Genomic DNA, 26,556 nt, shown 5'->3' on the forward strand with positions numbered 1-26,556 from the left:
GGGCCCAACGTATCCTTTGAGCCCAATCCGAGACCTCGGCCCAAGCGGTTTGAAAATCCGCTCTTCGTTTCGCCGACACTGGAAGCCGCCAGTCCGCTGTCCTGAAGCTTTTCCAACGCGGGCCGCCAACGCCAGCGGCAAACATCTCGCTGCGGCCCGCATCGAAAAACCTTCAGGGAATCAGTCCCTACCCGGATTGGGTATAGGCGTTGAGATCATCGATGGATTTCAACCGAGTGACGACTTTCCCCATGGCCTCCTGCTCGGCGCACAGCGCTCTCAGGCGGGGCATCCATTCGCGGTCGACTGTCCAGATTATCTCGAAAAGCTTGCCCGTCGGCGGCATGTCGCGGTTGCCCGCTGGAGGATGCTCGATTGTCCCGCTCGCCCAGGCCATCTGGCGTTCCGCTGCAAGCCAAAAGTGAACCCAAAGCGGCATGTCTATCAGAATGATTTCCGTTGCGCGCTCGATACGGGCGTGGATGGAAGGGAGATCACCGCCGCCGTCGACGATCCATGCATCCTGCTCGATTATGTCCGTGTGCTGCTGCTCGTAGACATCCCTCGGCGCGACCGACCAATCGGATTGCCAGTAAAGGCGGTCTATCTCGAAATACGGCAGTCCTCTTTTCCTTGAGAGCTGCCGGCCAAGGGTGGATTTTCCGCCCGCCGTGTTTCCCAGTATGATGATCCGAGCCATTTCATGCCCTGCAGCCGATCGGTGCGCCGGCTCCACGGTTGCACGCGGCAAGCATATCCACAACGGTGGAATGCAGTCATGGGCCAGCCAACCAGCGAAATGAGCGACGTATGAAGTCCTGACCACCTTCGACGACCGGGTCTCCGTGGGCCATCAGCACTTTCTCGGCGGGCCATGCCAGAACACGCTGGATGGACGAACGCGCGGCGCGACGATCGATAAAGGCGACGCGAAATTTTCGACGTACCGATGGTTCGGCAGCCACCATCAGATCCAACCGGGCCACAATTGCTCGCCAGCCACTGAACCATCCGGGGTGAAAATGCTGAACGAGATCGGTGAAAAGCACCGTTCCACTTCTGCGATGGAAAAAGACAATCTCGGTCGTGATAAGGTTGCCCCGGATGACGGCCAGATCGATGTCATCCACCCAATCCGCAATTGGAGCATCGTCGAAGTCGCCGTCGAACCTGATGTCCATGCGCTTATCTCGCAGGCCCGGCGGCGCATAGACCTCTGCATTGGGGTAAGCGTGCTGCCAACCGCCGAGGAACGTGTGGTGAAGCGAATTGGGCGGGATCAGGTAGCGCACCTCGCCCAACGCGTCGACCGCCGCGCGAAGATCATCCGAGAACTGCGTCGGCGACCATATTAACAGACCGCCACCGGACAATCTGATGACGGCCATGCGCGTGGGATAGTGAAAGCCGCCGGCCGCCGTGACGGCCGGACCGTCCGCGATCCATATCTCGGGACCGAATTCCTTAAGAACAGCGACCATTGGCGCCAAAGATCGGCCATGGGCCGCCTCAGTTTACACATGTGTAAATTTACACTATTGTAAAAATATGGCAATCCCGAAGCGAACGGAGCGGTCTCAAAGTCTCATCCTCGATGCTGCCGACGCTGCGTTTCGGGAGTTGGGGTTTGCCAACACCTCCGTGGAGGAAATCGCGACGCGCGCGGGGCTGACCCGCAAGACGGTCTACAATCTGTTCAGCTCGAAAGAGGAAATCGCCCTGCGCCTCATCGCCCGCGCGGAAGCGGGCGATGCAATCTATCGCGCGCGCATGGAGGCAAACGAAGACGTATTCGCTCTGCTCGAACTCGTCTTTCTCGACAGCGCGCGCTGGTGCCTTGCAAATCCTTCGATCGCGAGACTGGCGCTCGCCCCCTCCGAACGACCGTCGCTCGAACCGCCATCCGATCGCCCGTCCTTCCAGCGGCTCGTCAGAGACCTTCTGGTGCTCGGCCAACAGCAGGGCGTCGTCCGCAAAGATGAGGACCCCAATTTCATGTCGCTGGTTCTGCTTGGGATCTATGGGCAGGCAATGCTCACGGCCCTTTCGAGAGGGTCATTTGGCGACGACGAGATCAGACATGTCATCCGTATCGTCGTCGAAGGCATTGCCGAACGGTCCTCGTCGCAAGCCGATGGCGCCGGTTTTAGAACGTGACACGGCTCGAGGATCGATATTGAGAACCGCCGTCTGGCTCCCACCAATCGGGCCCCTGGCAAGAGGCAAAGCCACCGGGCAGGTCGCTAACGAGCGAGCACCTCGCGCAGTGTAGCCGGCGCGCGCCCGATGAGATTCGCCAGCGTCGGATCGGTGGCGGCGAATTCTCCCGCGCGTGCTGCGCGAAAGGTGCGGTGGGTTGCCCGCAGTGGGCGGCTGCGCGTCAGCGAGGCGCTGAACCCGAAGACGGCCGCCTTCTTTCTCGCCTTCATTCCCCAGTTCGTGGAGCTGACCACGGGGCCCGTCGCATTGCAGTTCGTGGTGCTCGGCTTCGTGTCGGTTATGCTCAACACCCTCGCCGACATCGTGGTCGCTTTTGCTGCCAGCGGTATCAGGGAAGGCGCCGGAGTGCGTCCCGGCCTGATCCGCCGCCTGCGGGAGGGGTCGGGAGGCGCGATGATCGCGCTCGGCATCGGCCTGGCCCTGACGAAGCGCCCTGCTGCCTGATTGCCCGGCCATGGAAAGCGGGCATCCACACGTGACGCATCGAATCTCCACATCGCGGACCTTCGTGGCCTTCACGCCGGACCCAGCCAAGGTCGCCGGCTGATCCGCCGCGGACATCAAGATTTCGGCTTTCGGGCAACGCACTCGCACCGGCATCGCAAATAGACGGCGTCGAGTTCGCCTGCCCAGGCATCCCAAGATGATCGGGCCTCATCGAGCTCGGCTTCCGTTGCGAGCCCCCTGCCGATCAGCTTCGGGCCGAGAGAACTCAGGCTCTGCTTGGCATCCCTGACCGCTTCTCTGCGGGTCAGGTCGTCAGCGCTATGATTGACGTAACTCGCTCCCGTCCAGAGCGGCACGAAACCGTGCGACCGCAGGATTGCTCCTTGCCGCCGGCCAAAGTGGAGAGCATCAGGCTCATCATGTTCATACCATCTCTGCCAAAGGTCGAGCGAGGTCCTGAGCCCTGCCAGATCCGGATGCAGTATATTGCCCCCGGCATCAGCGTCCCTCGTGGCGACCAAGCCTCCTGGCCGCAGCACCCGTCTCGCCTCTGCCAGCGTTCTGGTCAGCGTCGGTGCATCCTGATGATAGAGGACGGCGTGGAAGAAGACGGCGTCAAACTCCCCCTCGGCGAACGGCAGGGCCGTCATGTCAGCTACAGCGAACGACAGGTTGCCGGTCTCCTCGACAAGATGATTTGCCGCGGCGATCGATCGAGGCTGGATGTCAATGCCGACTGCCGACCTAACGTGCGGCGCGATCGTCGCTGTAATATTTCCTGGCCCACAACCAACATCGAGCAGGCGCATATCGGATTGAAGAAAAGGCAGGAAAAAGGCTGAAGATTCCTGTCCTCTTTTCTGCTGAAAGCTCAAGATAGAGCTGTCATATCGGGCTCTCTTCAACTCGGTCATAGGCGCTCCCGGCGACTGCAAATCAGTCCTAGTCCGTCCGTCAGTGAGATGACGGGGCTGTGACGGCCAAGCGCGAGAGAAGCCCGCTTGCCACCGTTTTCACGACATTTCCCGGTAGACTGCGAAGGGCGGAGACGGTCGAAACCGCGCGGTCGACCTCATCCACGCGATGAGGACTGGCACCGTGCTGGCGTTGCTGGAGAAGTCGCCGGATGAATGCGCTGGCCTGTCGGAGGCGGCACGCAAGGCCGCTTTTGCCGCGATCATCGATGAACGATCGGACCCCGTCGACGGAGGGGCTTCAGGAATGCCTCGGCCTTGCGCGCCCGTCCTGACGAAGTGACGGCGCTCACGCCTGGTGAGTACCTCCTCCTCGACGAGCTGCAGAGAAGAATTTCCGGCTCGAGGTAGAGGCCTTGCCCCTGGAGAACGGCCGCTCGTTGGGGCGACTGGTGATTTTCGGCAGCGTTTGAGCACAATTGAGTGGCTGCTCCATGGACGCAGCGTTCCGAAGCCCCGGAAGGCAGCCAAGGGCCAAGTCTGGATAGCCCATGACCGCCGTAAGCCGCTGGCCGATGGCTAGCGCTGGAACGTGAGGTGGACGGTCCCGCTCTCGGCCGTTTCGGTCTTGGTGGTGTAGCCGGCCTCCAATCCGCGCAACCCGTCCCAGAGGCGTATGCCCCGCCCCAGCAGGATCGGAGCAATGGCGACATGGAGGCGGTCCACAAGTCCGGCCTTGAGATAGTCGCGGACCATGGTTGGTCCGCCACCTATCCGAACATCCTTGCCGTTTGCGGCTTTTTCGGCCCGCTGCAGCGCATCAACCGGGTCGGCCGCGAGGAAGTGGAACGTGGTGCCGCCAGCCATCTCTATTGATGGCCGGGGCGTGTGCGTCAGGACGAAGACCGGGCAGTGAAATGGCGGCTCGTCGCCCCACCAGCCCTTCCAGTTCGGATCATCGGGAAAGTTGTGCAGGCCGAACTTGCCGGCCCCCATGATCTCGGCGCCAATGTTGGTGAAGTAATCCTTCGTATACGCATCGTCGAGACCGGTGGTGCCTTTGCCGCTGGTGTCCTTGAGCACGCGCTCCCGAAACGTCCTTGTGGCGACGTACGCTCCAACCAGCCGCGACCAATCGGAGCCGAACGGGTTATCGGGTGTCTGGTCCGTCGTCGTTGCGAAACCGTCGAGCGAGATAAGAAGGTCGACACGTACTGCCATTAGGTTCTCCTGATAGTAAGGCAGATGCCTTATTAATATGGGCAGGATACAAAGGCAAGTGCCTTATTATTGTTGACGCAGGTGGACGATCCGCCTTACCGTGGCGCATGCCTTATCATTCGACCCCACTCGACCTTGCCTTTCATGCCCTCAGCGACCCGACCCGCCGCGCCGTGGTGTCGCGGCTTGTCGAAGGGGAGATGCCTGTCAGTGTCCTGGCCGAGCCTTTCGACATGGCGCTGCCCTCCTTTGCCCAGCATCTCAAAGTGCTGGAGGATTGCGGATTGATCGCCAGCGAGAAACGCGGGCGCAGCCGCTGGTGCCGGCTGGAGCGGGCGCGCTTCGAGGAGGCGGCAAACTGGATGGAAGCGGAGCGGCGACGCTGGGCCGAGCGGCTCGACCGGCTGGAAGCCTATTTGGACAGGACGGAAGAGAATGACGATGGAAAAGCTGTTTGAGACCTGGTCGCTCGACCGTGAGATCGTGCTCGTCAAGGTGCTGAAGCACCCGCGCCATAAGGTCTTCGCCGCTTGGATGGACCCGGAAGCGCTGGCGCAATGGTATGGCCCGGCTGGCCTCAGCATCGAGAACCACGAGGCCGATATCCGCGAGGGCGGGGAATGGCGCTTCGACATGGTGGGCGAGTTCGATGGCCGACAGCAGCGTTTTCCCAACCTCATGCGCTTCCTGAAGATCGTGCCCAACGAACTGATCGTGATGGACTATGGCACCCCGGACCTCGACGACCCTGAGCGCTTCTACATGACGGTTACCTTCGATGAGCAGACCGACGGCAAGACCGTATTGACCATGCGCCAGCTTCACCCAAGCCGCGAACGGCGTCAGGTGGTCGTCGGTTTCGGCGCGGTGGAGTATGGCCTGCAAACGCTTGATGGTCTGGCCGCCTGGCTGGATGGCTGAACGCAGCACATCTGGAGGTTTCCGGTCGCTGCCATGGCGCCATGATCGACTGCTTTCAGGACTTTGCGGCCCAATCCCAACGACGGGAATGCCGTCGCTGATCTTCAAGATAGATCGGGCTGTAGCGTACAATCGGCGGTTCTCGGCGCCGCTTGGTGCGGGTGCGGTGATCGACGGCAATATCGCGCTGTCGAGGGCAATCGGCGGGGTTTGGCGGGCCGAGAACGACGAAACGGAGAACTGCGTCTACGCCATAGCCCTCCAAGTCCCTCCTAAATGTACCTTCGAAGGCGACGAATATGCATGGCAGTTTCCGCCCACGCTGGATTTTGCCTGCTGCTATTACGTGATCGAACCTGTGCGCCTAGCAATGCCGTCCAGCTCCCTGAGCGCATCGCCAGGCAGATCGAATTCGGCAGCGGCAAGATTCTCCCGCAGGTGCGCAACGGACGAGGTGCCTGGGATCAGGAGAATGTTGGGCGCGCGGCGAAGTAGCCAGGCAAGCGCGACTTGCATGGGCGTGGCACCGAGATGCTGGGCGACGTCGGATAAGGCGGACGACTGCAGCGGAGTGAAGCCACCGAGCGGAAAGAACGGCACATAGGCGATGCCGTCACGGGCAAGATCATTGATCAGCGCATCATCAGCCCGATGCGCCAGATTGTACTGGTTCTGCACGCAGACGATCTCGACAATTCTGCGTCCTTCGGCAATCTGCGTGGGGGTGACATTGCTCAGCCCGATATGACGCACCAAGCCCTGCCGCTGAAGCTCGGCCAAGACAGTGAGCGGCGCCTCGATGGACCCCTCGGCGGGGCCGTGCACGTCGAACATGATCCGAAGGTTGACCACATCCAGTGCGTCAAGCCCGAGATTGCGCAAATTGTCATGCACGGCGCGGGTCAATTCTTCGGGCGAAAAGGCCGGGAGCCATGATCCATCCGCGCCTCGCAGTGCGCCGATCTTGGTGACGATGACGAGATTCTCGGAATAAGGCGCGAGCGCTTCGCGGATCAGTTGGTTGGTGATGTGGGGGCCATAGAAGTCGCTGGTGTCGATGTGATTGACCCCGCGCTCGACGGCCTCACGCAGCACAGCCAATGCCGCATCATGGTCCTTGGGCGGGCCGAAGACACCAGGCCCTGCGAGCTGCATGGCGCCGTAGCCGAGTCGCTTCACAGCGCGGTCGCCGAGGGCGAAGGTTTCGGACTGGTTGTCGATGCCGGTCATGATCTTTTCCTTTGTCTGACAAGACGACAGATAGGCGGTGTCCATCCTGGTGATAACCGAGTACAATCCGGACAGGCTGTGCGGATTGGCGAACAGTGAAAATCGATCTGGGTGACCTGAACGCTTTCGTAGCGGTGGCGCGCGCCAGGGGCTTTCGCGATGGGGCGCGCGCAAGCGGCGGCAGTGCGTCGGGATTGAGCGAGGCGGTGCGCCGCCTTGAGGCGCAGCTCGGTGTCAGGCTGCTCAACCGGACGACGCGCAGCGTCGTCTTGACCGAAGCCGGCCATGGCCTGCTGGAGCGGCTCGGCCCGGCGTTGACCGAGGTGGAGTTGGCCCTCGACGTCGTGAATGGCTTTCGCGACCGGCCGGCGGGCTCGTTGCGTCTGAACGTGCCCGTCAGCGCGGCGCGGCTGGTGCTGCCCAGCATCATTCCGCCGTTTCTCGCCGCCTATCCCGATATCCGGCTGGAGGTGATCACTGAGGAAAGCTTCGTCGACGTGTTGGCGGCCGGATGCGATGCGGGCATCCGCTACGAGGAACGGCTGGAGCAGGACATGATCGCGGTGCCGATCGGGCCTCGTGTCCAACGCTTCGCCACCGCGGCTTCTCCGGCTTACCTTGATCGCCATGGTCGGCCCGAACACCCTCGCGATCTGCTTGGCCATGCCTGCCTGCGCGGCCGCTTTCCGAGTGGTGCGATGATGACGCCATGGGAGTTCGAGCGCGAAGGCGAGGTGGTGCGGGTCGATCCGACGGGTCCGTTGACCGTAGGGATCGGCGGAGCAGTCGATCTCGCCGTTGATGCAGCGATCGCCGGCGTCGGCATCGTGGGGCTGTTCGAGGACTGGCTACGTCCCTATTTCGAAAGCGGCGCCCTCGAACCCATCCTCGAACCTTGGTGGGAACACTTCTCTGGGCCGTTCCTCTACTATCCCGGACGGCGTCTGGTTCCGACCCCGCTACGGGCGTTTGTCGACTTCATCAAGGCACCGGCTGCACAATTTGGAATCCGCTGAACATGCAGCGTGCGAATGGGCAGCGCAAAACCGAAGACGCATCAGCCAATGTCAGATCTCCGTAGTCGCCGATGCGGCGATCGGCGGCTGTTGGGTAGCTACCTCGCGGAATATCGTACATGGCGTGTAATCGACGGCGGATGGCGGACCGCGCGGGATTCGAACTTCCATGACGAGGCAACCAGGCTGCCGCCTATTTCCGCCTGTGAGCGAAAGTCGTCGCTCCGTCGCATCGCTTCCCGGCCGGTGCACCCCTCAAATCCGCATCGCGAGCCGGGTGCCGTCATAGATCGCGGCGTGGATGTTGCGCGAGGCGATCGCGTCGCCGATGCGCAACAGCACGAAACCGCCCGTCCGGATCTCGGGACCGGCCCGCCCTCGACGAGACGCTCATAGTCGACGGCGGCGCCGTTTCGCGACAGCGGCTTCAGCGTCAAATATGAATCGTCGAGCGGCAGCGCTCGACCACGACCTGGCCGACACGCCGTTCGTCGCGCCGGTCCGTGGCGAAATCCGAGCCCAGTGTGGCGACAAGCTGGTTGCCGTCGCGACGCACGGCAACGAGCCTCGTGTTGATGGTGATCCTGACGCCCTTCTCGTGAAAGGCGCGCATATAGGGCACGTGGTTCATGCCGCCCACCTCGGGCGTGAAAAAACGTTCCGGCGAGACGAGCTCGACCCCTGCCCCGGCATCGGAGGCGATCTCGGCGGCCGTCATCCCCTGGTGCCCGCCATTGTGGTCGTAGAGCAGCACGGTCTCGGCCGGCTTCACCGCGCCGGCGACGATGTCCCAGCTCGACGTCACCAACTCCGCGCCCGCGTCAAGCGGCGGGTTCTGCGGCAGGCCGCCGGTGGCGATCACGACGACATCAGGCGAGAGCGCCAGCACGTCGTCCTTCTCGGCCCAGACATCGCAGCGCGAGATGATTCAGGCGGCAGGGCTGGAGGAGCGGATCGTTGCTGGTCATCGCCTGTTGTCGTCCCGGTGAAGGATTATTATGGAGCCCTGAAAAGGAGCATTCCCATGACCTCGACCGAAAACCTTACACAGCTCGGCGCCAGGGTGGAAACACCGGCGTCGCCCGAAGCCGCCACGCTGGAGACCGTGCCCTTCACGCGCGGCGACGGCGTGCCGGCGATCGTGCGCTTCACCTGTCCGGAGTTCACCTCGCTCTGCCCGGTCACCGGCCAGCCGGATTTCGCCCATATCGTCATCGACTATGCGCCCGACGGGCTGCTGGTGGAATCGAAGTCGCTCAAGCTTTTCCTTACCTCTTTCCGCAATCATGGCGCCTTCCATGAGGACTGCACGGTGATGATCGGCCGGCGGGTGACGGAGGCGACCCGGCCACTCTGGCTGCGGATCGCCGGCTACTGGTATCCGCGCGGCGGCATTCCGATCGACGTGTTCTGGCAGACGGGCGCACCGCCCGAGGGAGCGTGGCTGCCCGAGACCGGCGTCCCGCCCTATCGCGGACGCGGCTGACCTGGTGATTTCCGACGCTCGGTACCAAAGCCGTAAGGGTGGTTGCAGTAACGCCGCCCAGAAGGGGCGCTCCGAGGTCGCCGGCTCTCACGGACGAGGCTGCGCGGCTTCTTCGAAAAGCCAGTCCCTGAATGCCACGAGCCGGGGCAGCGAGGCACGTTCGGGCCGGTAAACGACGAAATAGGCCAGCGCCGCTGCGACGCTGATTTCCGGGAAGAGGCGAACCAGCCGCCCGGCGGCGAGATCGTCATGGGCCAGAATGCTGCGTGCGAGGGCCACGCCGTGACCGTCTATCGCCGCCTGCAGAACAGCGGCCGAGTTGTTGACCCTGAGGCCGCGCTGCTTCACCCCATCGACCATTCCGGCAGCCTGCAGCCACGTCTCCCAGGACGTAAAGCCAGAGTTCGAATCGACCGACAGATCGTGAATCAGTGTCTGGGTGGCGAGATCGTCCAGCCTCTGGATGCGCGCGCGTGAGGAGAGCCGGAGAAACGACCGGGTAGATTTCTTCGTCCATAAGCTTTTCGGCAGTCAGGCCCGGCCAGTGACCAGCGCCATAGCGCACGCCGATGTCGATGCCCTGGGCGACATAGTCGACAAGCTTGAGGCTTGTATCGAGCCGGACATCGGTGTCGGGGCATCTCGTCTGGAACCCGTCGATCCGGGGCATCAGCCACTTCGCGGCGAAGGCCGGACTGACGGTTACCGTCAGAACACCACCGGAGGCTGCCTCCTTCATGCGCTCAACCCCCGTGCCGAGCCTGTCGAGGCCTGTCCGGATATCGGCAAGGGCAGCCTCGGCCGCTTCGGTCATCGTCAGCCGCACCTTGCCCGATTGGCTGCGGCGGAAGAGCCGGGTCCCCAGCCAGTCCTCGAGACTGCGCACCAGCTGTCCGACTGCCGCGGGCGTAACGTTCAATTCTTCGGCGGCGCCGGCAAAGCTGCCATGGCGGGCTGCGGCTTCAAAGGCGCGAAGGGCGTTGAGATGGACAGGAGACCGCACGGCTGCTCTTGCTTTTCGTAAAACACCATGATGCCGCCTCGGGCCCAGCGGGAGCAACCCCGCCGCTAAAGTTTTTCTTGGCCGGCCGTCAATATCTTCCCGTTTGCGGAGAGGCCCGGGCGGCGGCATCTTCCGGCCGATAACTGCTCCGGCGGAACATACGGAAGGACCGGCCATGGCCTATCTGCAGGTCACTCTCCAGATCCCCAACGAGAACCGCGGCGCCGCGGCGGCCGTCTATCAGAAATACAAGGCATTGTTCCTCGAGACGATTGCGGACGCCAAATCCAAGGAACTGCTCGCGCGCGACGAGGACGTGCAGGTCCTGCATGGCTTCGATACTGTCGAGAACGCCAGGCGCTACCTCGCGAGCAAGCTGTTCACCGATAACGTGGTGACCGGATCAAAGCCGCTGCTCACGGCCGATCCGGAGATCCGCGTCCACGCCTGAACCATCCAGGCCAGGAGACGAGACGTGCGTTCTGAAGGAAAAATTGTTGCGATCACCAGCGGCGGTTCCGGGATTGGCAAGGAGACCGCCGCCCGCTTCATCGCGGAAGGTGCATATGCGGCCATCAATGGCCGCGACGTCGGCAAACTGGAAGCGGCGTCACTGCCGGACGACAGTAACCGGCGAGGGCCCGGAGACTGGTGCGCCGACGCTCAACCCTGCCTTCGAAAGTCACATGCTTGAACCACCCTGTCCTCATCGTCGGAGGCGGCCTCGCCGGACTGCTTGCTGCCCGTCTCCTCCACAAGGCCGGCATCGGCTTTCTCCTCCTGGAAGCGCGCGACCGGCTCGGCGGCCGAATCCTCTCGGCCGACGCCAGCGGCCAGATGTCGGATGACGGTTTCGATCTCGGACCTTCATGGTTCTGGCCCGGCATGCAGCCGGCGATGGGCAACATCGTCGATGCTCTCGGACTTCCCTGCTTTCCGCAGAACAGCGACGGCGACGTTATCTTCCAGCGGATGTCGCGGGAAGCGCCGCAGCGTTATCGCGGCGTTCGACAGGAACCGCAGTCGATGCGGCTCGCCGGAGGCACCGGCGCCATCGTCTCCGCCCTTGCCGCAGCCCTTCCAGGCGAGTGCATCCGGCTCGGCACGCGGGTGGCGCGCGTCGCGCTCGACGGCGCTGCGGTCGAGGTCGGATTTGTCGATGCGACCGGTGTCGGGCAAAGCGTGAGGGCGGCCCACGTCCTCTTCGCGCTGCCGCCGCGGCTCCTCGAAGCGACGGTCTCGTTCACGCCGGCGCTCGATACGGCAACGGCCGGGCGCTGGCGTGGCACGCCGACCTGGATGGCGCCGCACGCAAAGGTCTTCGCCCTCTACGACCGTCCGTTCTGGCGCGACGCGGGCCTCTCCGGCACGGCCCAGAGCATGGTCGGTCCTCTCGTGGAAATCCACGATGCGACGACCGCTTCCGGCAAGGCCGCACTTTTCGGCTTCGTCGGCTTGTCCGCCGATGAGCGCGAGGCGGCAGGTCGCGATGCGATCGTCGCGGGCGCTGTCCGGCAACTTGCAGGATTGTTCGGGCCTCAGGCCGGAACTCCGCGCGCGACGCTGTTCAAGGACTGGGCTGCCGATCCGCTGACCGCGACTGCGAAGGACCGCCGCACAGGCGGCCATCCGGTTCCAACCGACCAGCCATGGGTCGAGGGCGTGTGGCGAGATCGCATCTCGATGGCCGGGAGCGAAACCAGCCGCGCCGAGCCCGGCTACCTCGCCGGCGCGCTCGAGACATCCGAACATGCCGTGGCAGCCATCGTGAGCGGACGGACCAGATCCGCCCGTCCGTCCCGGGGCCGCCTGAAGACAGGAAACCGAACCATGAAAAGCACCTATCGCGCCATGCAGATCACGACGCCGGGCACGCTGGACCTGGTGGAACGCGCGACGCCGAGGCCCCGTGCCGGCGAAGTGCTGATCGAAGTCGAAGCCTGCGGCATCTGCGGCGCGGACGTCTCCGACATCGAGGGGGCCGATCCGTCACTTCAGCCGCCGCGCGTGCCAGGTCATGAGGTCGTTGGCCGCATCGTTGCCCTCGGCGAAAACGTTCCTTCGCTCTGGAAGCTCGGACAGCGCGTCGGTATCGGGCGGCTCGGCGGCCACTGCAACGAATGCGTCCAGTGCCGCCAGGGCCAGTTCCACCTTTGCGAAAACCAGTCCCTCGTCGGTGCCTCGTGCGACGGCGGCTATGCCGAAATGATGCTGGCGCGTGGCACGGGCCTGGTATCGATCCCGGACGAGCTCGCTTCCGAGGAGGCGGCACCCATCCTATGCGCCGGGATCGCCACCTTCAATGCGCTCAGGAAATCCGGCGCGCAGCCCGGCGATCTGATAGCGATCCTGGGGATCGGCGGCCTCGGACACATGGCTCTGCAGTATGCCCGCAAGATGGGCTTCAAGGTCGCCGCCGTGGGGCGCGGCCAGGACATTGCCGAGGACGCCCTGAAGCTCGGCGCCCACCTTTATATTGATACCGAAGCTGAGGATGCCGCTGCCAGGCTCAAGTCCATGGGCGGGGCGAAAGCGATCGTCACAACCGTTCGCAACGCGGAAGCAGCCTCCCCGCTCATGCACGGCCTCGCGCCTCGCGGCCGTCTGGTACTGCTCGGCGCGGGCAAGGACCCCCTGCCCCTATCCGCCGGTCATCTCGTCGTCGGCGAGCGCAGCGTACTCGGATCGATCACGGGCACGCCCTATGAGAATGAGAGGACGCTCGACTTCAGCGTGCTCGCCGGCGTGCGCCCGCAGATCGAGACCATGCCGTTGGAGAAGGCGTTCGAAGCCTACCGGAAGATGAAATCCAGCGACGTCAAGTTCCGGATGGTGTTGACCATGAAAGAGCCAATCCGTGCGCATTAACGACGATCTGTCCAGGCGCGTCATCGTCCACGGCGCGAGGCTCGACTGGGTGCCCAGCCCGGCGGCGGGCGTGAGCCGGCGCATGCTGTTCCGTATCGGCGGCGAGGTTGCCCGCGCCACCTCGATCGTGCGCTATGCTGCCGGCAGCGCCTTTCCCCGCCATACCCACACCGGCGGCGAGGAAATCCTCGTTCTCGACGGCAGGTTCCAGGACGAGCACGGCGACTATCCGGCCGGCAGCTATTTCCGCAACCCGCCCGGCACCTCGCATGTCCCCGCCGCGAAGGATGGCTGCACCATCTTCGTGCGCCTCTGGCAGTACCGCGACGGTGATCGGGAGCAGCTCGTCCGCAAGCCGGGTGAGGGCGAGCAGGCAGAGCCGCGCGCCGGTGCCAGCGCCGCGACCGTCCTGTTCGACGACGGCCACGAAGAGGTACGTGTCGAGGTCTGGAAGGCGGGCGAGCATATCACGGTCGAGAACAGCCGAGGGCTGGAGTTCCTCGTCCTGGCAGGGGAGCTTCTGGTCGGTGACGAGCGACTGGAAGCGCAAAGCTGGGGGCGCGTTCCCGCAGGGACAAAACTCGAAGCGACGGTCGGCACGCAGGCTGCAAGGATCTGGATGAAGGATGCGCCGCTCCTTCACCCTGACGTTCTTTCCCTGCCGGAACTGTGAGCGCAGCGTCGTGTCGCGAACCGCGCCATCGTGCCTGGCTGAGGAAACTATGCGCGCGACAGCCAGTCGGCGGTATGCCGGCCCCGGTGCCGCGGCCATCACTGAGAGAGGCCGGCATCCGAAACCCTTCATATCGGCGTGAGTCCGGCCGAGGGCAAGTGAACGTCCGCCTGGGGTCGAAACAGGTCTTCCGTACCCGGGTACCAAGCGTCAGATTTCGCCACTAGCGACCGCTGGTATCACTCATCGCAGTCGAAGGTGCTCAGCCGCCAGTCGTTGGTAAGCGATGCGACGTCGGAGACCTTCCAGTCGCCGCCGACCTTGGCGAGGGACCACAATATCTCGCGCCGTGACTCGTCCTCATTGGGGAACAGGCGGAACGTCGCGGTCACCTCGGCTGTGTCGGTCGAGATTTTCTCCGACAGTTCCAGGGTGCGGGCTATCTCGGCTTCGTCATAGTCCTGTGCGTCGACGGCGACGCCGAAATCGATGCAGCCGATCTCGCCTTCAGGCGTCTTGTCATTGGCCTCGAAGATCTTGCGGGCCGGGTCGACGAAGCGGCCCCGCAGCGCGGGATCGCCCTCGAAAACGGGCGGGGAATAGAAGAGCCGCACCGCATCCGATGCAGGACCGGCAAGAGCCGGAACGGATAGAAGCAAGGCGATGGCGACGAGGGCTGGAAGTCTCATGATATCTCTCGGAGCGAGCGGCGTGGAGGGTTTCAATAGCACCCGTCAGCGGCCGGTGCTTTCCTGCGTGCGACGTGGTTCCACGGGGGAACCAACGCGGAGGCGCTGCTCCGCGAGCTTGGGCACGTTGCGCACTGCCTCTCCGTCACGGCACGGATCCACGGGTCACCTCGCCTCGCTGCGCTCGGCTCGGGCCCGAGGATGACGAGTTGCGGGACGGAGACCGATCAATACCAGGCGTCCCCGGCTGTCCCCGGCTTTCCGGACTGTCGAATCCGCGTATAATTCCGCCATGCCCATTCGCCAGCTTTCCGAAACCGTCATCAACCAGATCGCCGCCGGCGAGGTGATCGAACGCCCGGCGAGCGTGGTCAAGGAACTGGTCGAGAATGCGCTCGATGCCGGTGCGAGCCATATCGAGATCGCGACGTCAGGCGGCGGGCTCACCCTCATCCGCGTCACCGACGACGGCTCAGGCATTCCCGAGAACGAGCTGCCGCTGGCGATCGGCAGGCACTGCACCTCGAAGCTTTCCGACGACATCCACGACATCCGTTCGCTCGGCTTTCGCGGCGAGGCACTCCCATCGATCGGCTCGGTCGGGCGGCTGACCTTGCGCTCGCGCCCGCCGGGGGCTTCGGAGGGCGCGGAGATCCGCGTCGACGGCGGCAAGATCGCCGGTCCCCGCCCGGCGGCCGCCAATCGCGGCACGCTGGTCGAGGTGCGCGACCTGTTCTTCGCCACCCCTGCCCGGTTGAAATTCATGAAGGGCGAGCGCGCGGAGGCCTCGGCCATATCAGATGTCGTCAAGCGCATCGCCATCGCCTTCCCCGCCGTGCGTTTCACGCTCTCGGGCCCCGACCGCACGACGCTCGACCTGCCGGCGACAGGAGACGGCGCCAATGGACAGAAGGCCCGCATCGCGCAGGTGCTCGGCTTCGACTTTCCCGAGAACGCGCTGTCGATCGAGGCGATGCGCGAAGGCGTGTCGCTGACGGGCCAGGTCTCGATCCCGTCCTACACGCGCGCCAATGCCCTGCAGCAATATGCCTATGTCAACGGCAGGCCGGTGCGCGACAAGCTGATCGCGGGCGCCATCCGGGGCGCCTTCGCCGACGTGCTGCCGCGCGACCGCCACGCGGTGACGGCACTGTTCCTGGCGCTCGATCCCGCCACCGTCGACGTCAATGTCCATCCCGCCAAGGCCGATGTGCGCTTCCGCGATCCCGGCCTGATCCGCGGGTTGATCATCGGCTCGATCCGCGAGGTGCTGGCGGCTTCCGGCATCCGTCCGGCTACGACGGGCGCGGCCGCCATGATGAGCGCGTTCCGCCCCGGGCCGACGAGCTACGGCCATGCGGGGCCGGCCAATGGCCATCGCAGCTTCCACGCCGGCTTCAGGGCTGCCGCTCCGGCCGGCTTCGACCTTTCGCACTCGCCCAGCCGGCCACTCGAGCCGGTCTCGGCGGAGCGTGCGTTCGGCGAGGCAGTGCAGGCCGCCTTCGACACCGGCCCGCTCGCCAGCGCGGACGCGCGCGCCGGCGCGACCGCGGTCGCGCCCGAACTCCTGTCCATGCCGCTCGGTGCCGCCCGCGCGCAGGTCCATCAAAACTACATCGTCGCGCAGACCGAGGATTCGCTCGTCATCGTCGACCAGCACGCCGCGCATGAACGCCTGGTCTACGAGGCGCTCAAGCAGGCGCTCGCCTCGCGCCCGGTGCCGTCACAGATGTTGCTTCTCCCTGAAATCGTCGACCTGCCCGAGGATGATGCCGAGCGCCTCGCCATGCATTCCGAGACGCTGAAGCGCTTCGGCCTCGGCGTCGAGCGTTTCGGACCTGGTGCGGTCGCGGTACGCGAGACGCCTTCGATGCTGGGCGAGACCGACGTGCAGGCGCTGGTGCGCGACCTCGCCGACGAGATCGCCGAGCACGACACCACCGATACGCTGAAGGAGCGGCTCGACGCGATCGCGGCGACCATGGCCTGCCACGGTTCGGTGCGTTCCGGGCGGCAGTTGAAGGCCGACGAGATGAACGCGCTGCTGCGCCAGATGGAAGCTACCCCAGGCTCCGGCACCTGCAACCACGGCCGGCCGACCTATATCGAACTGAAGCTCGCCGATATAGAGAGGCTGTTCGGGCGCCGGTGATCCCATTCGCCTCGAACGTCCGTCAGCAACCCACGCAACGCTACAGGCCTGTGCGGAACTCCGGCCTGCCGCGAACGCCTACGTCGAGAACGAGCACGCGACCGGCAAGCGGCTCCGACAGTTGCTGCTCGGCGGAGAGTGGCTCGCTGGCCGAGGTCACATAAAGCCGGTCCAGGTGATTTCCGCCGAAGCAGCAGCAAGTCGGGTGGCTGACCGGCAGATCGACCACCCGCGAGACCGTTCCCGAAGGGGCATATCGCACCAGCCGACCGCCGGCGTATTCGGCGTTCCAAAGATGGCCCTCGGCGTCGACGCAACTCCCGTCGGGTCGCGCCGGAGCCTGCGTGGTTGCAAAGACCCGCTTCCGTCCGGCGCGGCCGGTGACCGGATCGTAGTCACGAACCCAGATCGTATAGGCTCTCGTGTCGGCGTAGAAGATCCGTCCTCGTTCGGGATCGAAGGCGAGCGAATTGGGAATCGCCAGATCTTGCTCTTCCATGGTGACACGAAGCTCCGGCGTCACGCGGTAGATGGCGCCGACCGGCGCATAGTCGCTTTCCCGCAAGGTGCCGACCCAGAAATTTCCGGCGGAATCGACGCGACCATCGTTCTTTCGATGCTGGCGCTTTCCCGGCTCCGGGTCCAGGAGGAACGCTTGGCCGGCGGTGTCCGGGTCATAGGCGAACAGGCCATTGTCGCAGGCGAGCACAAGTCCTCCCCGCTCCCGCAGAGCCAGTGAACCGATGCGCCGCGCCGCCACCGGATGGCGGGTGCACTGACGCTCTTGCGGATCGTGGCTCCAGAGCGCCGGTTCGAGCACATCGACCCACCACAGGCGTTGCCTACGATCGCACCACACCGGGCACTCGCCGAGCCTGTTGCGGTCGGCGTCGAGAGCCTCAGGCTCCATGCGCCAGCGCGTTCTCGACATGGCCGCCGAGGAAAAGCTGTCCCACGCGCGGATCGGCAAGCAGCTTCGACGCGGCATCGTGCATGCGTGTCTGGCCAAGCTCGAGAACGAGCCCGTAATCCGACATGGCAAGGGCTGCCTTCGCGTTCTGCTCGACCATGAGGATCGTCACGCCCTCGTCGCGAAGCCTGATCAGGGTGCGGAACACCTCCTGGACGAGGTTGGGCGACAAGCCGATCGACGGCTCGTCGATCAGGATCAGCTTCGGGTCGAGCAGCAATGCGCGCGCTACTTCGAGCTGTTTCTGCTGGCCTCCGGAAAGTTCGATCGCCTTGCGATTGCGGAACTCCCGCAGCATGGGGAACTGGTCCATCACCGCTTCGACACGCTGGCGTACCCTCGCCTGATCGGCCGCGGTGATGCCGCCGAGTTCGAGATTGTGGTAGACCGACAACTGCGGCACGACGTTGCGTCCCTGCGGCACGTAGGTTACCCCATGGCCGATCATCTGGCGCGGAGTCTGCCGGGTGACCTCCTTGCCATCGAGCAGTATCTGACCCGACTGAATGTCGAGCAGCCCGAAAATCGCCTTGAAGACCGTGGACTTGCCGGCGCCGTTCGGGCCGATCACCGTGGTGATCGAAGCTTTCGGGATCGTGAACGAGACCCCGTTCAGGATGGTGATCTTGCCGTAGCCGCCATAGACGTTCTTCAATTCAAGCATGGTCAGCCTCCGAGATACGCATCGATCACGGTCTGGTTCGACCTGATCTCGTCGGGTGTGCCTTCGGCGATGATCGCACCTTCCGCCAGGACGATCACGCGCGTGCACAGGCTCATCACGAATTCCATGTTGTGCTCGATCACCACGAAGGTCGTCCCGTGCTCGGCATTGTAGGCAACCAGGCGTTCCTTCAGGCTCGCGAGCATGGTCAGGTTGACGCCGCCCGCGGGCTCGTCGAGCAGCACGAGACTTGGCCCGGCCATGAAGGCCATCGCCGCGTCGACGAGCTTCTGCTGGCCGTAGGACAGGGAGCCCGCAAGCTGATCGCGCAGATGGGTGAGGCGGAAGAACGAGATCATCCTGTCGGCGTCTTCGGCCAGGCCCGCATCCGAAGGGCCGAACAGGCGCGACAGCATTGTGCCGTGGTGTTCCTGTCCGGCGAGGATGACATTGTCGATCACGGACATTTTCGGGAACACGGACAGTTGCTGGAAGGTGCGGCCGACGCCGAGCTTGTTGAGGTCCGAGGCCCGCATCCGCGAGACCTTGCGGCCATTGATCGACACGTCGCCCGCGTCCGGCGAAAGCTGGCCGAGGATGCAGTTGAACAGCGTCGACTTGCCGGAGCCGTTGGGGCCGATCAGACCGAGGATCTCGCCCTTTTGCACGTCGAAGGAGACGCCTCGAACGGCGCGGATGCCGCCGAAACTCCTCTCGATGCCGCGGACGGAAAGGATGGGGCCGCTCATTTCAGACGCGCTCCTTCGCTCATGTCGGCCCGCATCTGGCGCCCGGGCCAGAGCTTCTCGCGGACGCGTCCCCACACGCCGATCAGACCCGACGGGACGAAGACGAGCATCACGATGACGAGGGCCGAATAGATGATGAGGTAGTAGCCTTCGGTGAAGCGCAACACTTCCGGCAGCAGGATCACCACGCCGGCCCCGAGGAACGGTCCGAAGAAATAGCCGGCACCGCCCACCACGACCATGAGCAGGATGCGCAGCGAATGCGCCAATCCGAACGAGCCCGGCTCGATGAACTGGACGAGCGGAGTGACGAGCGAACCGGCGAGGCCTCCATAGGTCGAACCGATGGCGAAGGCCAGAAGCGTTATGCGCCGGGTGTCGACGCCGAGGCTTTCGGCACGGATCGGATTCTCGCGCAGCGCCTTGAAGGCGCGGCCCCACGGGGAACGCACGATGCCCCACATGGCAAGTGCCGCGAGGATGGTGACGGCGAGGGTGAAATAGTAGAAGTGCAGTTGCTTCATCGTCGAGAACAGTCCGAAGTCCGGCCGTAGCATGCCGACAAGCCCGTAGGTTCCTCCGGTCAGCCAGTCCTCGTTGCGCATGACCAGGAAAACGAGAGTGTTGAAGGCCAGCGTGACGAAAGCAAGGAAGTGCCCCTTCACGCGCAGCGCGGGATAACCCAAGAGCAGGCCGACGACGAAGCAGGCGATCAGGCCGAGCGGCATGGCGAGGATCCAATGCCATCCGGCAAGCGTCAGCAATGCCGTCACATAGGCGCCGATCGCCATGAAGGACGCCTGGGCGAGCGAGATCTGGCCGGCATAGCCGAGGGTCAGGTTCAGCCCCATGGCGGCGATCGAGAAGACCAGCCACGAGGTGAGCACATAGATGATGTAGTTGCCCTGACCGAGCGGCGCGAGAACCGCGAGCGCGATCAGGACGACAATGGCAAGCGTCCGCCAGTGGCCGCGCATCAGACAGCCCTCCCCTCGGACGTGCCCATGATGCCCTGCGGGCGCACCAGTATGATGACGATGAGCAGGACCAGCGGCAGCGCGGCGCGATACTGCGCGGTGACATATGTCGCGGTCAGGTTGTCGAGCACACCGATCAGCAGCCCTCCGACCAGCGCGCCGCGAATCTGGTTGAAGCCGCCCACGATGGCCGCGATGAAGGCGATCAGGCCGAGCGTCTCGCCATTGGAGAATTTCGCGAGATAGACCGGTGTGATCAGGAAGGAGGCGAGTGCGGCGAGTGCGGCATTGATGATGAAGGTGTAGAGCACCATGCGCTTGACGTTGACGCCCAGGATCTCGGCCACCGCCGGGTTCTGCGCCGTCGCCTGCATGCAGCGCCCCGTCCGGGAGCGGTTGAGGAACAGCGTCAGCCCTACGACGATGCAGAGCGAAATCGCGAGATTGAGAAGATCCTGCAAGGAGACCACGGCGCCGAAAACGCCGATCGGGTCGCTCGGGAACATGGCAGGAAAGGGCTGCGCCTCGGCCGCGTAGAATTCCTTGACGCTTTCGCGGAGCAGGATGCCGAGCGCCATCGTCGCGATGATCAGCGTGATGCCGCCATGCGGGAGGATCGGCTCCACGATCAGCTTCTTGAAGAGCACGCCGAGCACCAGCATCGACAGTGCGAGGCCGAAGAGCAAGGCGATCCACAAGGGCATGCCGAAGTAACCCACGCCGATCAGCACGAAGAAGGCGGGAAGCATGACGAACTCGCCCTGGGCGAAATTCACCGTCTGGGCAGCCTGCCAGACAAGGGTGAAGCCGATCGCAACCAGCGCGTAGATGGAGCCGGTCGCCAGACCGGACAGCAAGACCTGCAGGAACTGTGACATTGAGCGTCCTTCGGCGAATAGCCGCGGCGATCAAGGCCGCCGCGGCGATCGGTTGACCGTGATCAGTTGGCGGGAACCGTGCCGATCACGACCGGCGCGCCGTCCTTCACCTGCACCATGAAGCTCGGGCGGGACATCTCGCCACGCTCGTCCCAGCAGGTGTCAAGCAGGATCTTCGGGTGATCCGCGACTTTGAGGCAAAGGCCGTGCATCTTCTCGGAGAATTTCTCGCCGTCCAACTCGCCGACCATGTCGGTGACATATTTCGTTGTCCAGGCGCCGACATAACCCTTGATCGCGTCATGCGTAGGTTTGCGCTTGAAGGCCTCTTCGAACTTCTTGGCGAAGGCGCCGATGCCGGGCACGTCCGTCGCCGTCGCGGTGACGCCGACTTGGGCGATCGCGCCTTCGGCGGCACCTCCGGCGAGCTCGATGACCTTGGCTTCCGTGAGGGTCACTTCGCCGACGAGCGGCATGGCGAGCCCCTGCTTCTTCGCCTCGATCAGGAAGCGGGCCGACTCCTCCTGGTTCATATAGACGAACACGGCGTCGGGTTTCGCCTCCTTGAGCTTCGAGACATCTGCCGCATAGTCCGTCTGGGCCTGCTCGGACGGCACGTCGGCGACGACCTCGATGCCGGCTTTCTGCATCTCGGCCAGGAAAACGTCGTGTCCGCCCTTGCCGAACTCGTTGTTGACCCAGGCGACGCCGACCTTCTTGGCCTTCAGCGTGTCGGTGAAATAGGGCGTGAGGGCGGGAAGGCCTTTCTGGGCGCCCGAAGAGGTGCGGAAAATGAAGGGATTGCCTTTCTCCACGACGCCGGGCGCTTCCGAGCCGACGAATTGCGGCGTGCTGTTCTGCTGGGCAACCAGCATGTTGACCATGGTCGAGCCCGAATAGATCGTGCCCCATATCGCGTAGGCACCTTCATCGATAGCCTTCTGGACGAGCGCGCGCGACACTTGCGGGTCGGTCTGGGTGTCGTATTCCGTGACCTCGACCTGATTGCCGAGAATGCCGCCCTCAGCGTTGATCTCCTCGACGGCAATCTTGATGCCGTCGCGCCAGTTGGTGCCCGACGGAGCGCCGGCGCCGGAAAGCTCGGCGACCATGCCGACCTTGACCGTCTCCTGAGCCTGGGCCGCACCAAGCATGGCCAGTGCGGTCGAGAGTGCGAGTATGGATCTGCGGTACATCAAAGTCCTCCCATAGAAGCAATTGGGCCTTGCGACGCCGTCTCCATCAAGCGCCACCCAACCAGATGTTCAGGAGACAAAACTCATATCCTGCCCTGCCGAAAACGCACGCCCGGAACCTTCCCCGAGAAGAAAATCCGCGAGCGTCTCAGCCTGCGCATCGAACATTCCGGTACCCGTCATCGTGCGGCAGCCGAGCCGCCGCGCGGCGAGGATCAGCAGCGGAACCTCCGGCTTGGTCACGACGCAGGCCACGAACTGCCATGGCTGCAGCTTGTCGAGATCGACCGGCGGCGGATCGCCCGCGGACATTCCCATCGGTGTCGCATTGGCGACAAAGTCGAAACCCGACGGATCCGCGCTGCCGGCGACAACCCTGCCCGGGAACCGAACCCCGAGTCTGGCGAGAATGTCGTCGCGACGCGAAACATCGACGTCATGTATGGCAAGAAGTGCTGCGCCGCGCTCCAAGAGTTCCAGCGCGATCGCCGAGCCCGCACCACCACAGCCGACAAGCAGGGCCCGCTTGCCGGCGACCGTGAAGCCCTCCTGCTCGATGCCGCTCACATAGCCGAGCCCGTCGGTGTTGTCGCCGTGCCAGCCCGACTCGGTGCGACGCAACACGTTGACGGCTTCGGCGAAGGCGGCCCGCTCCGTCGTTGTCGCGCAGAGTGACAGGGTCGCACGCTTGTGCGGCACGGTCACCAGCACGCCACCGACGTTGCGCACCTTCGACAAGGCGCCCAGAAGCTCGGCTATGTCGGCGATCGGGACGTGAAGCGGCACGACGACGGCGTCCAAGCCGCGATCGACGAGGATCCGCGTGATCGCGTCGGGCGACCTCACCTGCGCCACGGGATCGCCAACGACGGGGAAGAGCCGGGTGCTGCCGGATGGGAAGAAACCGGTCATCGGGCCCCCCTGCCGAACGAAAGAGCCGGCAGGCCGCGAAGCGGTTGCCGCTCACGCACGGTCGCACGGGCAACCATGTCGCCAACGGCGATACCGTCGCGACGTTGCGGTCGCAATGCCTGCACGTTCTCCTCCGCTGCATTCAGAGTTCCAACGAAATACTAGCGAGGGGCGGCATTCATATCGCGTACCAACTTCTGCGACTTCCATAACATGATGTTAAGCCCTGCGGGACCGTCGGCGCGGCGGCTGCTGCTTCGCGGCGATCGAACTGACGCTCACCATTTCGGCCCTCAAGAGCTCGATGAACTGCTCGGCATAGACGGAAAGCGGCAGATCGTTCCGGTATGCGACATAGGTTCGGAAGTTGCTGTCGGCGTCGATCTCGATGCTCTTCAGGCCAGGCACCGTACCGTGCGCAACGGTGAACTCGTCGATGATGGCTATGCCCAGCCCCGCTGCGACCAGGCTGCAGACGGTGGTACCGAAGCGGGCCTTGACGTTCATCCGGTATTCCTTGCCCGCATCGGTGAGCATGGCCGCCATGATGGCGCCATAGGGGTCCTTCGGGTTGATGCCGATCAGCGGATAGTCCGACATTTCCGCCGGGGTGATCTTCGTTCGCGCGGCGAGCGGGCTGGTCTGCGGTACGATGCACAGCAGCCGCCCGTTTGCGAGCGGCTCGAACTCGATCAGCGGATGGTCGAAGCGCGACGATATGGCGACGACCTCCCCGCGCCCGAGCAGCAGATAGTCGATGGCTTCCTCGATCTTGAGGATGTTGACGTCGAGCCCGAGTTCCGGATAGCGGCGTCGCAATCCCGCGATCGCGCGCGGCACCATGACATTGGCGATGCTCGGCACGGAGGCGACGCACAATTCCTGGCTCTTGCCCCGGCCGAGATCGGCCACGGCCGATTGCAGGTCGTCGATCTTGCGGTGGACGGTGTCCAGAAGATCGAAGATGTTGCGCGCCTGGGGCGTCGGCACGTAGCGTCCGGCGCGACGATCGAACAGGCGAACGCCCAGGGAATCCTCGGAATATTTCATCAGGCGGCTGATGCCGGGCGCGGCGACATTGAGCAACCGGGCAGCACCCGCGATGCTCCCCGTCACCATGATCGCCCGAATGACCTCGATCTGCCGAAGCGTCAGCATTGGCCTGTTGCTCCCTCGCCGGTTTGACCCAAACAATACATTACCTGCTTTGCGATCAAATGCCGCGCCTGCAGGAACGCACCCGCCCGCATGGCAGGTTTCCCGCTGAAGGAATCGGCCACCGGGTCGGGCCTGCGTATATCTTGCCGGCACAATGACGAAAGGCCGCATTCGGTATCATCCGGCGCTTCAGCGACCAGACGCTGTTCCCCCGGTTCTTCAAGGCTCGTTACGGCGCCCGCGCTGAAAATTGACCCAGGCGACCCTCGCGGACCTTCTTGGGTCACGCCCTCGCGCCTCCGAAATCCTGAACCGCAGGCGGGCTCTGACAACGGAGATGATTTATCGGCTGAACCGTGAATGGCGTATCCCGGCCGAAATTCTCATTCAGCCCTACCATCTGGCTGCCGACGAGCCAAAAGAGGCAGCGCACCAGGAAAGGTGAGCATCCTATCGGCCGCCCACGGTCTTCCGCCACCCTCAAGGGAGATCACACTCGCCTTGCCAGATGCCGGTGCGGGTATCTCCTGCTGCTTCCTCTACCCGTGCGCGGGCGGCCTTGCTGTGCCAGTCCGCTCCAGACGCTCCGACGGTATCAAAGCTGTCATTCTATCTGCGTGTTCGAGCATCCGATCTTCCCGAAACCGGCCTTCACTTTCGGTCCGATGTTCTGATCACGCGACCTTGGCGGTCTCCACCCCCAGACGGTCGAGGACGCGGTCGGCGATGGGGATGGCCGACGTGGCCGCCGGCGAGGGCGCGTTGCAGACATGCAGCATGCGCTCGGTCTCGATGAACAGGAAGTCGTGGACCAGCGTGCCGTCACGGGCGACGGCCTGGGCGCGGATGCCGGCTTTGTGCGGCAGGAGATCGGAGAGCTCGAGGCTCGGGCAATATTTGCGGCACTCGGCGAGGTAACCCGGCTTCCACAAGGAGTTGCGCAGTTCGGTCACCGCGGACTTCCTGTTGTTCAGCACCGTCTTCCAGAAACCGGGATACATGAGATAGTCGACGAGATCGGCCAGGTTGATGCCCAGCTTCCGATAGGTTTCCCGGCCGAAGCCGATCACAGCATTCGGCCCGACCGTCACGCTGCCGTCGATCGTCCGCGTGAGGTGGATGCCGAGGAAGGGCAGATCGGGATCCGGGATCGGATAGATGAGGTGGCGCACGACCTCGTTCTTCTCGCGAGGCAGGCGGAAATATTCGCCGCGGAAGGGCACGATCCGGTGGCTGATGGAAAGACCGGCCATGACCGCGAGCCGATCCGACTGGAGGCCGCCGCAGACGACGAGCTTCCGCGCCCGCCAGTTCCTGCCCGGCGACGACACGGTCACGGCGTCGCCCTCCTCGCGGATGCCGGTCACCTTCGTGCCGAGCAGGATCTCGCCGCCGAGGCGCTCGATGGTCTTGCCCGTCGCCCGGCACACCTTGCCGTAGTCGACTATGCCGGTGGACGGCACGAACAGGGCGCCGAGGCCGGCAATGTTCGGCTCGCGCTCGGCGAGTTCGCCGGCGCTCACCGGGACCACCTCGATCTCATTGGCCGTGGAGCGCTCATAAAGCGCATTCATCCGCTGAACCTCCAGCGGATTGGTGGCGACGAGCAGCTTGCCGCAGACCTCGAAGGGAATGTCGTTGGCGGCACAGAATTCCTTGGTGGCCTCGGCGCCCCTGCGGCACAGCTCGGCCTTCAGGCTGCCGGGCGGATAATAGATGCCTGCATGGATGACGCCGCTGTTGTGGCCGGTCTGGTGCTCGCCCAGCCCGTTCTCCTTCTCGACGAGGAGCAGGCTCGAACCGGGGCGGCGCTCCAGTAGCCGCATCGCGGTCGACAGCCCGACAATGCCGCCGCCGATCACGCAATAATCGTAGAGCATGGATCCCTTCCGTGTCGCCCGGCCGTTTCATCCGACCATTCACCTGATGTCGTAATAGCGCCGCGCCTATCGCGGCCGATCGGGACCTTAGAGCGGCGCAGCCACAAATGGAATCGGCTCCCGCCCCATCTGTTCGTCGGAGCATGGGCGCGGGCCGCCGCCGGAAAGATGGGCCGGATATCGATCTGGCCGAACTGGAAGGCCGGGCCTGAACCTCGCCATGGGGCGGCCGGTCGGCTAGGGATCGACCAAAGGCCGTCCCCAAGTCGCAGCGGCCTGCGACCAGAAGCCGGGTTGAGACCGGCCGCAACGAATGGTTCAAGTCGGCCAGC

Annotated in this window: 25 protein-coding genes and 4 pseudogenes; 12 read left to right on the forward strand and 17 right to left on the reverse strand. The window is 64.2% G+C overall.

What is annotated here, in order from left to right:
• Nucleotides 1–187: 187 nt before the first annotated feature.
• Nucleotides 188–700 carry an adenylate kinase gene (locus JN302_RS31195; RefSeq protein ID WP_202308235.1) on the reverse strand — a complete coding sequence of 171 codons (513 nt, stop codon included), beginning with the start codon at nucleotides 698–700 and terminating at the stop codon, nucleotides 188–190.
• Between the two features lie 76 nt (nucleotides 701–776).
• Nucleotides 777–1,481 (reverse strand): DUF4336 domain-containing protein, encoded by a 705-nt coding sequence (locus JN302_RS31200; protein WP_202330265.1) that lies wholly within the window; start codon nucleotides 1,479–1,481, stop codon nucleotides 777–779.
• A gap of 67 nt (nucleotides 1,482–1,548) precedes the next feature.
• On the opposite strand from JN302_RS31200, the gene JN302_RS31205 reads away from it, so the two are divergent.
• Nucleotides 1,549–2,157, forward strand: coding sequence for a TetR/AcrR family transcriptional regulator (locus tag JN302_RS31205; protein WP_202308237.1), 609 nt, complete (start codon nucleotides 1,549–1,551; stop codon nucleotides 2,155–2,157).
• A 129-nt stretch (nucleotides 2,158–2,286) separates the two neighbouring features.
• The gene (locus JN302_RS31210) at nucleotides 2,287–2,664 is read left to right on the forward strand and encodes a LysE family translocator (protein WP_244742378.1); all 378 of its coding nucleotides are present in this window, start codon (nucleotides 2,287–2,289) and stop codon (nucleotides 2,662–2,664) included.
• A 116-nt stretch (nucleotides 2,665–2,780) separates the two neighbouring features.
• Here JN302_RS31210 and JN302_RS31215 read toward each other — a convergent pair whose 3' ends face one another.
• Nucleotides 2,781–3,581, reverse strand: coding sequence for a class I SAM-dependent methyltransferase (locus JN302_RS31215; protein ID WP_202330266.1), 801 nt, complete (start codon nucleotides 3,579–3,581; stop codon nucleotides 2,781–2,783).
• Nucleotides 3,582–4,160: 579 nt separating this feature from the next.
• Nucleotides 4,161–4,802 carry a dihydrofolate reductase family protein gene (locus JN302_RS31220; protein ID WP_202330267.1) on the reverse strand — a complete coding sequence of 214 codons (642 nt, stop codon included), beginning with the start codon at nucleotides 4,800–4,802 and terminating at the stop codon, nucleotides 4,161–4,163.
• A 107-nt stretch (nucleotides 4,803–4,909) separates the two neighbouring features.
• Here JN302_RS31220 and JN302_RS31225 point away from each other — a divergent pair, with 107 nt between their 5' ends.
• A complete protein-coding gene (locus JN302_RS31225) occupies nucleotides 4,910–5,260 on the forward strand; it encodes an ArsR/SmtB family transcription factor (RefSeq protein ID WP_202330268.1) in 351 nt (116 codons plus the stop codon).
• A complete protein-coding gene (locus tag JN302_RS31230) occupies nucleotides 5,244–5,723 on the forward strand; it encodes an SRPBCC family protein (protein ID WP_202315175.1) in 480 nt (159 codons plus the stop codon). The genes JN302_RS31225 and JN302_RS31230 overlap by 17 nt, the downstream gene beginning before the upstream one ends.
• A gap of 342 nt (nucleotides 5,724–6,065) precedes the next feature.
• On the opposite strand, the gene JN302_RS31235 is transcribed toward JN302_RS31230, so the two are convergent.
• Nucleotides 6,066–6,953 carry an aldo/keto reductase family oxidoreductase gene (locus JN302_RS31235; protein ID WP_202308240.1) on the reverse strand — a complete coding sequence of 296 codons (888 nt, stop codon included), beginning with the start codon at nucleotides 6,951–6,953 and terminating at the stop codon, nucleotides 6,066–6,068.
• A 95-nt stretch (nucleotides 6,954–7,048) separates the two neighbouring features.
• Between JN302_RS31235 and JN302_RS31240 the strand changes: the two genes are divergently transcribed.
• Nucleotides 7,049–7,969, forward strand: coding sequence for a LysR family transcriptional regulator (locus JN302_RS31240; protein WP_202330269.1), 921 nt, complete (start codon nucleotides 7,049–7,051; stop codon nucleotides 7,967–7,969).
• Nucleotides 7,970–8,224: 255 nt separating this feature from the next.
• Here the strand turns inward: JN302_RS31240 and JN302_RS31245 are convergent.
• Nucleotides 8,225–8,888 (reverse strand): annotated as a pseudogene (locus tag JN302_RS31245) (N-methylproline demethylase); the annotation flags it as partial.
• Between the two features lie 105 nt (nucleotides 8,889–8,993).
• Here JN302_RS31245 and queF point away from each other — a divergent pair.
• Nucleotides 8,994–9,455 (forward strand): preQ(1) synthase, encoded by a 462-nt coding sequence (gene queF / locus JN302_RS31250; RefSeq protein WP_202330270.1) that lies wholly within the window; start codon nucleotides 8,994–8,996, stop codon nucleotides 9,453–9,455.
• 87 nt (nucleotides 9,456–9,542) lie between these two features.
• Here queF and gcvA read toward each other — a convergent pair.
• Nucleotides 9,543–10,635 (reverse strand): annotated as a pseudogene (gcvA, locus tag JN302_RS40055) (transcriptional regulator GcvA).
• Here gcvA and JN302_RS31260 point away from each other — a divergent pair.
• The 5 genes and pseudogenes from JN302_RS31260 to JN302_RS31280 all read left to right on the forward strand — a co-directional run bounded on the left by JN302_RS31260 (nucleotide 10,634) and on the right by JN302_RS31280 (nucleotide 13,999).
• The gene (locus JN302_RS31260; RefSeq protein ID WP_202330271.1) at nucleotides 10,634–10,909 is read left to right on the forward strand and encodes a hypothetical protein; all 276 of its coding nucleotides are present in this window, start codon (nucleotides 10,634–10,636) and stop codon (nucleotides 10,907–10,909) included. The pseudogene gcvA and the gene JN302_RS31260 sit on opposite strands and share 2 nt — an antisense overlap.
• Nucleotides 10,910–10,933: 24 nt before the next feature.
• Nucleotides 10,934–11,152 carry a hypothetical protein gene (locus JN302_RS39330; protein WP_244846050.1) on the forward strand — a complete coding sequence of 73 codons (219 nt, stop codon included), beginning with the start codon at nucleotides 10,934–10,936 and terminating at the stop codon, nucleotides 11,150–11,152.
• A pseudogene (locus JN302_RS31270) lies at nucleotides 11,149–12,231 on the forward strand (flavin monoamine oxidase family protein); the annotation flags it as partial. The gene JN302_RS39330 and the pseudogene JN302_RS31270, both read left to right, overlap by 4 nt.
• 150 nt (nucleotides 12,232–12,381) lie before the next feature.
• Nucleotides 12,382–13,326, forward strand: a pseudogene (locus JN302_RS31275) (alcohol dehydrogenase catalytic domain-containing protein); the annotation flags it as partial.
• Nucleotides 13,316–13,999 carry a cupin domain-containing protein gene (locus tag JN302_RS31280; RefSeq protein ID WP_202330272.1) on the forward strand — a complete coding sequence of 228 codons (684 nt, stop codon included), beginning with the start codon at nucleotides 13,316–13,318 and terminating at the stop codon, nucleotides 13,997–13,999. The pseudogene JN302_RS31275 and the gene JN302_RS31280, both read left to right, overlap by 11 nt.
• Nucleotides 14,000–14,238: 239 nt before the next feature.
• Here the strand turns inward: JN302_RS31280 and JN302_RS31285 are convergent, their stop codons facing one another.
• Nucleotides 14,239–14,688: a hypothetical protein gene (locus JN302_RS31285; RefSeq protein WP_202330273.1), complete on the reverse strand. Its 450-nt coding sequence runs from the start codon at nucleotides 14,686–14,688 to the stop codon at nucleotides 14,239–14,241.
• Between the two features lie 292 nt (nucleotides 14,689–14,980).
• Here JN302_RS31285 and mutL point away from each other — a divergent pair, with 292 nt between their 5' ends.
• Nucleotides 14,981–16,840 carry a DNA mismatch repair endonuclease MutL gene (gene mutL / locus JN302_RS31290; RefSeq protein ID WP_202330274.1) on the forward strand — a complete coding sequence of 620 codons (1,860 nt, stop codon included), beginning with the start codon at nucleotides 14,981–14,983 and terminating at the stop codon, nucleotides 16,838–16,840.
• A gap of 40 nt (nucleotides 16,841–16,880) precedes the next feature.
• On the opposite strand, the gene JN302_RS31295 is transcribed toward mutL, so the two are convergent.
• The 9 genes from JN302_RS31295 to lhgO all read right to left on the reverse strand — a co-directional run bounded on the left by JN302_RS31295 (nucleotide 16,881) and on the right by lhgO (nucleotide 26,224).
• Nucleotides 16,881–17,771, reverse strand: coding sequence for an SMP-30/gluconolactonase/LRE family protein (locus JN302_RS31295; protein WP_202330275.1), 891 nt, complete (start codon nucleotides 17,769–17,771; stop codon nucleotides 16,881–16,883).
• On the reverse strand, nucleotides 17,740–18,474 hold the full coding sequence (locus tag JN302_RS31300; RefSeq protein ID WP_202330276.1) for an ABC transporter ATP-binding protein: 735 nt from the start codon (nucleotides 18,472–18,474) through the stop codon (nucleotides 17,740–17,742). The genes JN302_RS31295 and JN302_RS31300 overlap by 32 nt, the downstream gene beginning before the upstream one ends.
• Nucleotides 18,475–18,476: 2 nt before the next feature.
• Complete coding sequence (locus JN302_RS31305) at nucleotides 18,477–19,223, reverse strand: ABC transporter ATP-binding protein (RefSeq protein ID WP_202308257.1); 747 nt, start codon at nucleotides 19,221–19,223, stop codon at nucleotides 18,477–18,479.
• Nucleotides 19,220–20,200: a branched-chain amino acid ABC transporter permease gene (locus tag JN302_RS31310; protein WP_202330277.1), complete on the reverse strand. Its 981-nt coding sequence runs from the start codon at nucleotides 20,198–20,200 to the stop codon at nucleotides 19,220–19,222. Before JN302_RS31310 ends, JN302_RS31305 begins: the two co-directional genes overlap by 4 nt.
• Nucleotides 20,200–21,078 carry a branched-chain amino acid ABC transporter permease gene (locus JN302_RS31315; protein WP_202308260.1) on the reverse strand — a complete coding sequence of 293 codons (879 nt, stop codon included), beginning with the start codon at nucleotides 21,076–21,078 and terminating at the stop codon, nucleotides 20,200–20,202. Before JN302_RS31315 ends, JN302_RS31310 begins: the two co-directional genes overlap by 1 nt.
• A 62-nt stretch (nucleotides 21,079–21,140) precedes the next feature.
• Nucleotides 21,141–22,274 (reverse strand): ABC transporter substrate-binding protein, encoded by a 1,134-nt coding sequence (locus tag JN302_RS31320; protein ID WP_202330278.1) that lies wholly within the window; start codon nucleotides 22,272–22,274, stop codon nucleotides 21,141–21,143.
• Nucleotides 22,275–22,343: 69 nt separating this feature from the next.
• Nucleotides 22,344–23,186, reverse strand: a complete 843-nt coding sequence (locus JN302_RS31325; protein WP_202330279.1) for a shikimate dehydrogenase family protein — start codon at nucleotides 23,184–23,186, stop codon at nucleotides 22,344–22,346.
• 219 nt (nucleotides 23,187–23,405) lie between these two features.
• Nucleotides 23,406–24,344, reverse strand: coding sequence for a LysR family transcriptional regulator (locus JN302_RS31330; RefSeq protein WP_202308263.1), 939 nt, complete (start codon nucleotides 24,342–24,344; stop codon nucleotides 23,406–23,408).
• Between the two features lie 674 nt (nucleotides 24,345–25,018).
• Complete coding sequence (gene lhgO / locus JN302_RS31335) at nucleotides 25,019–26,224, reverse strand: L-2-hydroxyglutarate oxidase (protein WP_202330280.1); 1,206 nt, start codon at nucleotides 26,222–26,224, stop codon at nucleotides 25,019–25,021.
• Between the last annotated feature and the right edge of the window lie 332 nt (nucleotides 26,225–26,556).

The sequence above is a fragment of the Mesorhizobium sp. L-8-3 genome (assembly GCF_016756615.1).
Taxonomy (GTDB): Bacteria; Pseudomonadota; Alphaproteobacteria; order Rhizobiales; family Rhizobiaceae.